Origin of the sequence: Flavobacterium aquatile LMG 4008 = ATCC 11947, assembly GCF_000757385.1 — a bacterium.
Taxonomy (GTDB): domain Bacteria; phylum Bacteroidota; class Bacteroidia; order Flavobacteriales; family Flavobacteriaceae; genus Flavobacterium; species Flavobacterium aquatile.
Genome location: NZ_JRHH01000002.1, coordinates 90,280 through 102,626, shown reverse-complemented (window position 1 = coordinate 102,626; position 12,347 = coordinate 90,280). Strand labels below are relative to the sequence as shown.

Sequence of the window (12,347 nt, the reverse complement as noted above, 5' to 3'; positions counted from 1 at the left end):
AATGGTTGTTTTGAATCACGTTAAAATCATTTTTTTCTATTCTATTATTCGTTATAAAAATGTTAGTAATTATGTAAAAAACGAAATATGACGTATCTTTGCCTTTAATTTAGACAAAATCAAAATAGTAAATACACTTTTTTATCATGTCTAATTTTGAATAAAACGCTAATAATTAAAAAGTTATGATAAAAGTATCTGATGACGCAAGTAAAAAAATCGTTGCAATGATGCAGGAAGACGGTTTTGACGCTGCCCAAGATTACGTTCGAGTGGGCGTAAAAAGTGGTGGTTGCTCAGGCTTGTCATATGAATTAAAATTTGACAAAGAACTGGGTGAAAACGACAAAGTTTTTGAAGATAATCATGTAAAAATAGCCGTAGAAAAGAAATCATTCTTGTATTTAGCGGGAACAGTTTTAGAATTTTCTGGCGGATTGAATGGAAAAGGATTTGTTTTTAACAATCCAAATGCATCAAGAACTTGTGGATGCGGAGAATCATTTTCTCTATAAAACAAAATAAAATGTCAAAATACACAGAAGACGATTTAAAAATAGAATTAGAAACTAAAGAATATGAATACGGATTTTACACCGATTTAGATTCTGAGACGTTTCCTATTGGATTAAATGAAGATATAGTTCGTGCGATTTCTTTGAAAAAAGAAGAACCGCAATGGATGACCGATTGGCGTATTGAAGCCTTTCGTGCTTGGCAAGAAATGGTCGAACCAGAATGGGCAAATGTTCATTATGAAAAACCCGATTTTCAGGCAATTTCATATTATTCGGCACCTAAAAAAGCCGATCCGAATAAAACATTGGATGACGTTGATCCAGACCTTTTAGAAATGTATAAAAAGTTAGGAATTTCGATCGACGAGCAGAAAATGATGAACAATGTCGCTATGGATATTGTTGTCGATTCGGTTTCGGTAGCAACTACTTTCAAGAAAACATTGGCGGAAAAAGGAATTATTTTCATGAGTATTTCTGAGGCAATTCGTGAATATCCAGATTTAGTTCAGAAATATTTAGGAACTGTTGTGCCACAAAGAGACAATTTTTATGCGGCTTTAAATTCGGCTGTTTTCTCTGATGGAAGTTTCTGTTATATTCCAAAAGGCGTTCGTTGTCCTATGGAATTATCAACGTATTTCCGTATCAATCAAGCAGGTACAGGTCAATTTGAAAGAACACTTTTAATTGCCGACGAAGGTAGTTATGTTTCGTATCTTGAAGGTTGTACAGCGCCAAGTCGTGATGAAAATCAATTGCACGCTGCTGTTGTAGAATTAATCGCAATGGACAACGCCGAAATAAAATATTCGACGGTACAAAACTGGTATCCAGGAAATAAAGAAGGAAAAGGTGGAGTTTTCAATTTCGTTACGAAAAGAGGAATTTGTGAGAAAAATGCAAAAATCTCTTGGACGCAAGTAGAAACTGGTTCAGCTGTAACTTGGAAATATCCATCGGTGGTTTTAAAAGGAGACAATTCTATAGGAGAATTTTATTCGATTGCAGTTACCAATAATTTCCAGCAAGCCGATACTGGAACTAAAATGGTTCATTTAGGTAAAAATACCAAATCTACTATTATTTCTAAAGGAATTTCTGCAGGAAAATCTCAAAATAGTTATAGAGGTTTAGTTCGAATTAGTGCCAATGCAGAAAATGCTAGAAACTTCTCGCAATGTGATTCACTTTTAATGGGAAATAATTGTGGTGCGCATACTTTTCCATACATCGAAAGCAAAAATTCATCAGCCAAAATCGAACACGAAGCAACGACTTCTAAAATTGGAGAAGACCAAGTTTTCTATTGCAACCAACGAGGAATTCCAACCGAAAAAGCAATTGCTTTAATCGTAAACGGTTTCAGTAAAGAAGTTTTAAATAAATTACCAATGGAATTTGCTGTAGAAGCACAAAAATTATTGGAAATTTCACTTGAAGGTTCAGTAGGTTAATCAAAATTAAATCAGAATAAAAACACATTCAAAAAATGTTATCAATAAAAAATTTACACGCTTCAGTTGAAGACAAAGAAATATTAAAAGGAATTAATCTTGAGATAAACGCAGGAGAAGTTCACGCAATTATGGGACCAAATGGTGCCGGAAAATCTACACTTTCTTCGATTATTGCAGGAAATGAAAATTACACCGTTACTGATGGTCAAATCCTTTTGGAAGGAGAAGATATTTCAGAATTGGCTCCAGAAGAACGCGCTCACAAAGGTGTTTTCTTATCGTTCCAATATCCTGTAGAAATTCCAGGAGTTTCTGTTACCAATTTCATGAAGACGGCAATAAACGAAAGTAGAAAAGCCAACGGAAAAGAAGAAATGCCAGCCAACGAAATGCTGAAATTAATCCGTGAAAAATCAGAATTATTAGAAATTGACCGTAAATTTCTTTCTCGTTCGTTAAACGAAGGTTTTTCTGGTGGTGAAAAGAAACGTAACGAGATTTTCCAGATGGCAATGTTGGAACCAAAATTAGCGATTCTGGACGAGACCGATTCTGGTTTGGATATCGATGCGCTTCGAATTGTTGCAAATGGTGTTAACAAGCTTAAAAACGAAAACAACGCGGTATTAGTAATTACGCACTACCAACGTTTATTAGATTATATTATTCCAGATTTCGTTCACGTTTTAATGGATGGAAAAATCGTAAAATCGGGCGGAAAAGAATTGGCTTACGAGCTTGAGGAAAAAGGATACGATTGGATTAAAGCAGAATTAGAAGTTTAAAAAGTTCTCAGTTGTCTGTTCTCGGTTTCAAACTGACAACAAAAACAACTGACAACCGACAACAAAAAATATGGAATTAAAAGAAAAACTTATATCCTCATTCATGGCTTTCGAAGAGCAAATTGACGTTCACTCAGAACTTCACGATGTGCGTACTTCGGCCATAAAAAACTTTGAAAACAAAGGTTTCCCAACTAAAAAAGAGGAAGCTTGGAAATACACCTCATTGAATACCATTCTAAAAAATGACTATTCTGTATTTCCAAAACACGAAAATGCTATCGAATTTGCTGAGGTAAAAAAATACTTCTTGCATGAAATTGATACGTATAAAGTGATTTTCGTAGACGGAAAATTCTCTTCGTTTTTATCATCAACAACCCACGACGGATTGGACGTTTGCTTAATGTCATCGGCATTGACAAAACCAAAATACAAAATGGTAATCGATGAATATTTCAATAAAATTGCCAGTAAAGACGAAACGTTAACCTCGTTAAATACTGCTTTCGCAAATGAAGGTGCGTACATCAACATCCCAAAAAGTAAAGTCGTTGAAAAACCAATCGAAATCATCTATTTCTCAACAGGAGTAGAAGATGCGTTGATGGTTCAGCCTAGAAATTTGGTTATTGTAGGCGAAAATGCACACGTTCAAATTATTGAAAGACATCAATCGCTGAATGAAAATCCAGTGTTGACCAATGCTGTAACAGAGATTTTTGCTCAAAAACGTGCCATTGCAGATTACTATAAAATTCAGAATGATTTGCTATCGGCAAACTTAATTGATAATACGTATATTTCTCAAAAACAAGAAAGTAGAGTTTCGGTTCACACGTTTTCTTTTGGTGGAAACATCACAAGAAACAACTTGAATTTCTATCATTTTGGAGAAAGAATTGATTCTACGTTGAAAGGAATTACCATTATTGGCGACAAGCAACATGTTGATCATTACACACTTGTAAATCACGCAACGCCAAATTGCGAAAGTCATCAAAACTACAAAACCATTCTTGCCGATAGCTCAACAGGAGTTTTCAACGGAAAAATTTATGTAGAAAAAGAAGCGCAAAAAACAGATGCTTTTCAGCAAAACAACAATATTTTATTAGGTGATAAAGCTACAATAAACGCCAAACCACAATTAGAAATCTTCGCAGACGATGTGAAATGTTCGCACGGATGCACGATTGGTCAGCTAGACGAAAGCGCCATGTTTTACATGCAACAACGCGGTATTCCAAAGAAAGAAGCCAAAGCATTATTAATGTACGCCTTCTCAAACGAAGTAATTGAAAGCATCAAAATACCAGAACTTAAAAAACGAATTACTAAGATTATCGCAACTAAATTGGGTGTTAATTTAGGGTTTGATTTATAGATATAAAAAAAGGTTCAAATTTTGAACCTTTTTTTAAGCAGTTTATTTTCTTTAATTAAGTGTGTAATTAATTAACGATCTTTCGTTTGTAACACCACCATTCAAAGTTTCATATTCTCTTACTGGACCAATGTCTTTAGCAAACCAATATTCTGTAAACACTTCATTAATTTGTCCATCAACGTTAGTTTCTGCATCCATTGTCATTTTAATGATGTTTGTGTATGTTACACCGTTTATAACTTCTGTTGCATCTCTTGCTATTATTTTACCGGTATATGTAACCGTTGTAGGCAATGAACCGCTGTTACCATTATAACTAAAAGTTACTTTAGGACGAAGTGTTCCAGACCATGTTTCGTTAACATCCAAATCATCTTTTAACATCGGTATTTGATACCCTTTTATATTAATGGTAACACCACTTTGAACTGAAGTTACATCAGCAATTTTTTGATAATATGTAGCTCCTTTTTTAGTTACCCAATACTGTGTATTTAAACCAGAATCGTCACCTTCATCTTGAAGCTCGTAATAAGTTGTGCCTCCAAATTCATCAGTTCCAATCATTTTTAGTTGTTCTGTGTTTCCATTAGCATTAAAATTCCATGTATTATTTAATTTCATTGGAAAATAATCTCCGGTTGTAGTTCCATTAGATTCGCCGCTATCATCACTGCTACAAGATGTTAATAATGCAGTTGTGAAAATTAGTAGTAATGTAAAGATTCTGTTAGTTTTTTTCATTTTTTGTATATTTAATAAGTGTAAATTTATAAGATTATAGTCACAATAAATACTATAACTATATTTATTTAAAAATATTGTAAAGAAAACATGGGCAATTTGAGAATATTTTGGGAGATAATCACTATTCAAATACACATCTAATAAATAGAATTGCTCCAAAAATCATTAAGACAAAACCTAGTAAAAAACAAAAAGTATTGAATGGATGACCTATTGTTGTTGTGAATCCAAAACCCAATAGAAAAAAACCAGATAAACAAAGTAAAATAGGAAAAAGAGCTTTCTTATTCATAATATTACTTTTTCAAACTCCCAATAACTTCACTCAAAAACCCATTAAAATCAAAACTTTCGCTCAATCCCATGCGCACAATTACTAAATCATGACTTGGGAAAATTGCCACCATTTGACCTTGATAACCGCTTGCATAAAACATATCTCGAGGAACTTTAGGGAAATATCCACCAGCATTTAACCAAAATTGTCCACCATATCTTCCGTTAGAAGTATTGGTTGGCGTTGCTACAAATTTCGCCCAACTTTCATTAAATAGTTGTTCGCCCTTCCAATTCCCTTTGTGTAAATAGAGCAATCCAAATTTTGCCCAATCTCTTGTCGTTGCCCAACCATAAGACGAACCTACAAAATTTCCTGCCATATCGGTTTCTACCAAAGCAGAATTCATTCCGATTTTATCAAATAAACTATTGTACCAAAAATCTAAATATTCTTGATGGGTTTTAAACTGTTTTCTTAAAATTCCGCTTAACAAATTGGTTGTTCCTGATGAGTAATTCCAAGTGTTATTTGGCTTACCAACCAAAGGTTTGTTGATTTGCGATTGCGTCATGTCTTCTTCAATGAAAAGCATTTTGGTAGCATCACATATTTTAGAATAATTTTCTTCCCATTCCAAACCAGAATTCATGTGAAGTAAATCGTTGATGGTGATGTGTTTGCGCTCATCATTTTTCCATTCGGCAATTGGGGCTGGTTTTGAGATGTCGATTTTGCCTTGTTTTTGTAAAATTCCAAAGTACGTTGCAGTCAAACTTTTAGTCATCGACCAACCCAGAATTCTTGAGTTTTTGTTGAATCCTGTGTCGTATTTTTCAGCAATTATTTTGTCTTTGTAAATCACAATCACTGAACGTGTTCGCTTGTCTTTTTTGCCTTTTTTATCAAAAGCATTGACGACAGCTGTATTTAATTTTTCGTAATTTATGTTTGAAAAAACGGTGTCTTTAGGTTCGTTGTTTCCGTAGGGAAAAGGTAAATTATTCTCTAATTTGTTTCTTTTCGGAACATTATATGGTTTTGAAACATCAAAATCATCATTGATTAAAGTCGCGCCCAAACCTTCACGGTAAATGGCTTTGCGTTCTTTTAATCCGTAAACTGTTGCTGTTACAAATTTTTCAGAATCATTAATGGTGTTTTTTGCCCAATCAATTTTTGGGATATCATTATCGCCTTGCTGAATGGTTTCCAACGATCGATTATCAATAAAATGTCCCGAAGCTACACTTTTGGATGCAAATCCAGATATTAAATCGAGTTGTGGATAAATTGCTATTCGAAGATAAACTAAAAGTAGTACTACTAAAACAGCGAAGATTTTAAAGAATTTTTTCATCTAAAGTATTTTTCAAGCAATTTATAAAATTAATGAACACAAATTTCATCGATTATCAAAAATTGAAAACTAAATCTTTGGTAATTAACGAAATTCAAGGCGATTAAAACTTTAATTTTATTAACAAACGTTTGATAAAATTCCATTTCAAATTGTGTACTTTTGTATTTAGAATTTTTATAAATAAGGATGTTAGATATAAATAAAATAAGAGCCGATTTTCCGATACTTACGCAAAAAGTAAACGGAAAACCGTTAGTATATTTCGATAACGGCGCCACTTCGCAAAAACCAAAAGTTGTGATTGATGCCATCGTAAAATATTATGAAGAAATAAATGCCAATATTCATCGTGGTGTTCACACTTTAAGTCAATTGGCGACTGATGCTTACGAGGTTTCTCGCGGTAAAATCCAAAATCATATAAATGCAAAGTTCCCATATGAAGTAATTTTTACAGCAGGAACAACCCACGGAATTAATGCTATTGCAAATGGGTTTGCATCTATTTTAAAAGCTGGTGATGAGGTTATGGTTTCGGCACTAGAACATCACAGTAATATTGTTCCTTGGCAAATGCTTTGTGAGAAAACAGGAGCAAAATTGGTAGTAATTCCGATGAATGAAGAAGGTGAATTGATTCTTTCAGAATTCGATAAATTACTTTCAGATAAAACTAAGATTGTTACTGTAAATCATATTTCTAATGCGTTAGGAACTTTAAATCCAATAAAATACATTATTGATAAAGCGCATCAATTTGGAGCTGCAGTTTTAATCGATGGTGCGCAAGCTGTGCCACATTTAAAACCAAATGTTCAAGAATTGGATTGCGATTTTTATGTGTTTTCGGGACATAAAATCTGCGGGCCAACAGGAACTGGAGTTTTATACGGAAAAGAAGAATGGCTTAGAAAATTACCTCCATATCAAGGTGGCGGCGAAATGATTGCAACGGTTTCGTTCGAGAAAACTACGTATGCCGATTTGCCTCACAAATTTGAAGCAGGAACACCAAATATTGCAGGCGGAATTGTTCTTGGAACCGCAATTGATTATTTGAACGAAGTAGGATTTGAAAACATTCAAGCCTACGAACACGAATTATTAGAGTATGCAACTTCAAAATTATTAGAAATTGAAGGCTTAAGAATTTTCGGAACGGCAAAAGAAAAAACATCAGTAATTTCCTTTAATATTGACGGAATTCATCCGTATGATATTGGCACGATTATCGATAAATTAGGAATAGCAGTACGAACTGGACATCATTGCGCACAACCAATTATGGATTTCTATAAAATTCCCGGAACAATAAGAGCAAGTTTTGCTTTTTACAATTCTAAAGAAGAAATTGATATCTTTGTTGAAGCGGTGAAAAAAGCCAAAACGATGTTGTCTTAAAAAATTAAATTATGAGAAAATTAGCCTTAGTAGTTGTATCGGTTTTTGCATTTGTTGGTTGTAATAATCAAAAGAATGTGGTGGAAAATGAGTCTAAAACCATTTCGGAAGTGAAAGAATACAAAGTTCCAAAAATAGAATATGAAGCTTCCTCAAGAGGATTTTATGAAAAGATAACTATTGAAAATCAAATGGTTTCTGTTGTTAATGAACGAGATGTGAAAGATAAAGGAGAAGCAGTGAAAATTTCGGACGATGTTAACAAAGAACTAAATAGTTATTTGAATTCAGTAAAATTAGATCAATTAGCGACATTTAAAGATCCAACTCAAAAACGATTTTATGATGGTGCAGCAATTGCAAATTTAAAAATCACGGTTGATGGAGTAGAATACAAAACAGTTGATTTTGATCACGGTTTTCCTCCAGTAGAAATTGAAAAATTGGTAAATAAAATTGTATCTTTTAATGTCAAAAAATAATTTGTAATAGAATGACGATCAAAGAAATACAAGAAGAAATAGTAGATGAGTTTTCAATGTTTGACGATTGGATGCAACGCTACGAGTACATCATCGATTTAGGAAAATCATTGCCTTTAATTGACGAAAAATACAAGACTGAAGACAATATTATCAAAGGTTGTCAATCTAAAGTATGGGTTCACGGTGAGCAAAATGACGATAAAATCGTGTTCACAGCAGATAGTGATGCCATTTTAACAAAAGGAATAATTGCCATTTTAATAAGAGCATTTTCCAATCAAAAAGCATCCGATATTTTAGAGGCAAATACCGATTTTATTGACGAAATTGGACTAAAAGAGCATCTATCTCCAACGCGCGCTAATGGATTGGTATCGATGATAAAAGAAATAAAAATGTACGCTTTGGCATTTAATGCTAAAAATTAATAATTAAAAAGAAACTGAAACAAGTTCAGCATAGATATGGAAGAATTTAAAGACGAAATAAACTTAGGAGAAAGCGTTGTAAAAGTATTAAAGGGAATTTACGATCCTGAAATCCCTGTTGATATTTACGAACTCGGATTAATCTACGACGTAATGATTAATGAAGATAACGAAGTGAAAGTTTTAATGACGTTAACCTCACCAAACTGCCCAGTTGCCGAAACTTTACCTCGTGAAGTAGAAGAAAAAGTGCAAAAAATTGACACTATTAAATCATGCGAAGTAGAAATTACTTTTGATCCACCTTGGAGTAAAGATTTAATGAGTGAAGAAGCAAAGTTAGAATTAGGAATGCTTTAGATTTCTGATTGAAGATTAACGATTTTTGATTTCAGATTAAAAAATGTCACAAGAAATAATAAATAAAGTAGCTAATTCTGTGCTCGAAGTTTTCGATTTGGAAGATTATTATCCAACCGAAGTTCGAACACAGATTGATATTTCACAATGGCTTTACGAAGGTTTTTTACTTAAAGAAAAAGACTTTCGCGAAGCACTTAAGAATCATGATTGGTCACAATATCAAAATCATTATGTCGCTGTATATTGCTCAACTGATGCTATAATTCCGGCTTGGGCTAGTATTTTAGTTACTATCCATGCAGCACCATTTGCTAAGAAAGTAATTTCAGGTAATTTGGCGAATTTAGAATCGGCTATTTACCAAGATTTACTTGAAAATATTGATTATAATGTCTACAAAGACAAACCAGTAATCATTAAAGGTTGTTCTAAAAAACCTGTTCCCGAAAGCGCCTATGTTCTTGCAGCACAACATCTTCAGCCATTTGCAAAAAGTATTATGTATGGCGAAGCTTGCTCAGCGGTACCATTATTTAAGAGTAAAAAGTAGAACAAATTCTACAAAATCAACTGATTATCTTTACTTTATAATTTTCATGAATTAAAATGGATTACTACATTTGTGTTAGAAATTCAAAACTTAAAAACATGAAAAAAACTTTACTTTTACTAATGCTGTTTTTTGGTATTACATCACTTAATGCACAAAATACAGAGAAAGAACTTGCTCAAAATACAGAAAAAGCAGTTAAAAAATTAAACGACACCATAAGTGACGGATGGAGAAAAAAAGGAACCGTTACCTTTCTTTTTAACCAATCAAGTTTCAATAATTGGGTTGCTGGTGGTGAAGACAATATCTCGGGAAACCTTGCTTTAAACTACGATTTTAACTACAAAAAAGGTGATTTAACTTGGGATAACAAAATCTTGGCTTCTTACGGATTGGTTCAAACAAAAAACTCCAACTTCGAGAAAAAAACCGATGACCGATTAGAGTTCAATTCTATCTTAGGCAAAAAAGCATTTGGCGAATGGTATTATTCGTTTTTTGTAAATTTTAGAACACAATTTACCAAAGGTTTCGTTTATGGAACAGATGCAAACGGCGCCGAAATTAGAACCGAAAACACCAACTTTTTATCTCCAGGATATTTAACTTTTGGCCCAGGTTTATTTTGGAAAAAAAGTGATAATCTAAAAGTGAATTTGGCGCCATTAACTTCCAAAATTACTTTAGTAGATAAAGATTATACTTCAATTCCGGGTTATGTAGACGGAACTTATTTTGGAGTAGATGTCAATAAATCATTGCGTTACGAGTTAGGTTTCTACGCTTCTGGATATTACAAATTTAATATTATGGAAAATGTATCTGCCGAAAACACTTTAAATTTATACAGCAATTATCTTGAAGATCCACAAAATGTAGACGTCGATTACACACTTGCTATTGTCATGAAAATCAACAAGTATTTCTCAACAAATCTTGCCTTTCAAGCCGTTTATGACGACAACGCTTTTCAAGGTTTACAAACAAGACAAATTTTCGGTTTAGGAATCAATTACGGATTTTAAATACAAATTATCACAAAAAAGCTTCTAGAAATAGAGGCTTTTTTTAGGGCGAATGGCCGCGCTTTACATTACAAGTCCTCACAAAAAAGAGGTGGTTCTAAGTAGTAAAAAGAGCTTCTTTCAGTCGCTTTTTTACTACAAGAACCACACTCTTTTTTTGTTCCGGGCTTTTCATTGCAATCACTATCGCGACTTGGAATTACTCAACCACAATATCTTTAAAATCAGGATATAAAAATTTATTGTAAGGAAAACGAGTAACATGAATTTCGCGCACTTTTTCATAAATACGCTCTCTAAATTCTTCAAAATTTTCTTTTTCTATAGCAGAAATAAACAAGGCATTTTCGGCGCCAACATTACTCATCCAAGTTTGCTTCCATTCTTCAAGCGTATAATGTTTGGATGTTTTTTCAGTAATTAAATCGTCTTCATCAATTGTCAAATGTTTAAAAGCGTCAATTTTATTAAAAACCATAATAACTGGTTTGTTATTACTCTTAATATCCATCAAAATCTGATTTACAGACGCAATATGGTCTTCAAAATCGGGATGCGAAATATCAACAATATGAAGCAATAAATCAGCTTCACGAACTTCATCCAACGTGCTTTTAAAAGATTCTACCAATTGTGTAGGTAATTTTCTAATAAAACCAACCGTGTCCGAAAGTAAAAAAGGCAAATTTCCAATAACCACTTTTCTAACCGTTGTATCTAAAGTTGCAAAAAGTTTGTTTTCTACAAACACTTCACTTTTACTAATCACGTTCATCAAAGTAGATTTTCCCACGTTGGTATATCCAACCAAAGCAACTCGAACCATAGCACCACGATTACTTCGTTGCACCGACATTTGTCTGTCAATAGTTTTGATTTTTTCTTTTAATAAAGCAATTCTATCACGAACAATTCGTCTATCGGTTTCAATTTCAGTTTCACCTGGGCCGCGCAAACCAATACCTCCTTTTTGTCGTTCAAGGTGTGTCCACATACCAGATAATCTTGGCAATAAATATTGACATTGTGCAAGCTCTACTTGAGTTCTAGCATATGAAGATTCAGCACGTTGCGCAAAAATATCTAAGATAAGATTTGTTCTATCTAATATTTTAGAATCAATTACTTTAGAAATATTTTTTTGTTGTGAGGGCGATAATTCATCATCAAAAATCACCGTCGAAATTTCATTTTCCTTGCAATACAATGCAATTTCATCCATTTTACCAGTGCCTAAAAAAGTTTTAGGATTTGGCTTGTCCATTTTTTGCCAAAATCGTTTTACAACTTCTCCACCAGCAGTAAATGTCAAAAATTCTAATTCATCTAAATATTCTGTAAGTTTTTCCTCACTTTGATTTTGAGTTACAACTCCCACAACAACAGTCTTTTCAAAATTTATTTTTTCCTTTTCTATCATAATTTCTTCTTCTCTTGCAAAAATAGATAAAATGTGTAAAATATGAGACAATCAGCAATTTAAATTTTTGTCTGATAATTTAATTTAGTTAAAAACTGGATTTTTATCACTTTATTTATAAATTTTGTTAAA

At 33.0% G+C, this 12,347-nt stretch carries 13 protein-coding genes; 10 read left to right on the top strand and 3 right to left on the bottom strand.

What is annotated here, in order from left to right; all coding sequences use genetic code 11:
- The first annotated feature begins 185 nt into the window (after positions 1 to 185).
- The 4 genes from LG45_RS03355 (at position 186) to sufD (ending at position 4,150) form a co-directional block, all read left to right on the top strand.
- A complete protein-coding gene (locus LG45_RS03355; RefSeq protein ID WP_035124414.1) occupies positions 186 to 515 on the top strand; it encodes a HesB/IscA family protein in 330 nt (109 codons plus the stop codon).
- Between the two features lie 11 nt (positions 516 to 526).
- Entirely contained in the window at positions 527 to 1,975 is a 1,449-nt protein-coding gene (sufB, locus tag LG45_RS03350; protein ID WP_035124413.1) for a Fe-S cluster assembly protein SufB, read from the top strand.
- Between the two features lie 35 nt (positions 1,976 to 2,010).
- Entirely contained in the window at positions 2,011 to 2,763 is a 753-nt protein-coding gene (gene sufC, locus LG45_RS03345) for a Fe-S cluster assembly ATPase SufC (RefSeq protein WP_035124412.1), read from the top strand.
- Between the two features lie 70 nt (positions 2,764 to 2,833).
- Positions 2,834 to 4,150: a Fe-S cluster assembly protein SufD gene (gene sufD, locus LG45_RS03340; protein WP_035124410.1), complete on the top strand. Its 1,317-nt coding sequence runs from the start codon at positions 2,834 to 2,836 to the stop codon at positions 4,148 to 4,150.
- A 51-nt stretch (positions 4,151 to 4,201) separates the two neighbouring features.
- On the opposite strand, the gene LG45_RS03335 is transcribed toward sufD, so the two are convergent.
- Together LG45_RS03335 and LG45_RS03330 are read right to left on the bottom strand one after the other, a co-directional pair.
- Positions 4,202 to 4,897 carry a hypothetical protein gene (locus LG45_RS03335; protein WP_035124409.1) on the bottom strand — a complete coding sequence of 232 codons (696 nt, stop codon included), beginning with the start codon at positions 4,895 to 4,897 and terminating at the stop codon, positions 4,202 to 4,204.
- A gap of 299 nt (positions 4,898 to 5,196) precedes the next feature.
- Entirely contained in the window at positions 5,197 to 6,537 is a 1,341-nt protein-coding gene (locus LG45_RS03330; RefSeq protein WP_035124408.1) for a serine hydrolase domain-containing protein, read from the bottom strand.
- A gap of 189 nt (positions 6,538 to 6,726) precedes the next feature.
- On the opposite strand from LG45_RS03330, the gene LG45_RS03325 reads away from it, so the two are divergent.
- From LG45_RS03325 to LG45_RS03300, 6 genes are all read left to right on the top strand, one after another.
- Positions 6,727 to 7,941 (top strand): aminotransferase class V-fold PLP-dependent enzyme, encoded by a 1,215-nt coding sequence (locus tag LG45_RS03325; RefSeq protein WP_035124406.1) that lies wholly within the window; start codon positions 6,727 to 6,729, stop codon positions 7,939 to 7,941.
- A gap of 11 nt (positions 7,942 to 7,952) precedes the next feature.
- On the top strand, positions 7,953 to 8,423 hold the full coding sequence (locus LG45_RS03320) for a hypothetical protein (protein ID WP_035124404.1): 471 nt from the start codon (positions 7,953 to 7,955) through the stop codon (positions 8,421 to 8,423).
- Between the two features lie 11 nt (positions 8,424 to 8,434).
- Positions 8,435 to 8,854 (top strand): SufE family protein, encoded by a 420-nt coding sequence (locus tag LG45_RS03315; RefSeq protein WP_035124402.1) that lies wholly within the window; start codon positions 8,435 to 8,437, stop codon positions 8,852 to 8,854.
- Between the two features lie 36 nt (positions 8,855 to 8,890).
- The gene (locus tag LG45_RS03310) at positions 8,891 to 9,214 is read left to right on the top strand and encodes an SUF system Fe-S cluster assembly protein (protein WP_035124400.1); all 324 of its coding nucleotides are present in this window, start codon (positions 8,891 to 8,893) and stop codon (positions 9,212 to 9,214) included.
- Positions 9,215 to 9,257: 43 nt separating this feature from the next.
- Entirely contained in the window at positions 9,258 to 9,767 is a 510-nt protein-coding gene (locus LG45_RS03305) for a DUF2480 family protein (protein ID WP_035124398.1), read from the top strand.
- 98 nt (positions 9,768 to 9,865) lie between these two features.
- Complete coding sequence (locus LG45_RS03300; protein ID WP_035125336.1) at positions 9,866 to 10,795, top strand: DUF3078 domain-containing protein; 930 nt, start codon at positions 9,866 to 9,868, stop codon at positions 10,793 to 10,795.
- A 199-nt stretch (positions 10,796 to 10,994) separates the two neighbouring features.
- Here the strand turns inward: LG45_RS03300 and hflX are convergent, their stop codons facing one another.
- Complete coding sequence (gene hflX / locus LG45_RS03295) at positions 10,995 to 12,215, bottom strand: GTPase HflX (RefSeq protein WP_035124396.1); 1,221 nt, start codon at positions 12,213 to 12,215, stop codon at positions 10,995 to 10,997.
- Between the last annotated feature and the right edge of the window lie 132 nt (positions 12,216 to 12,347).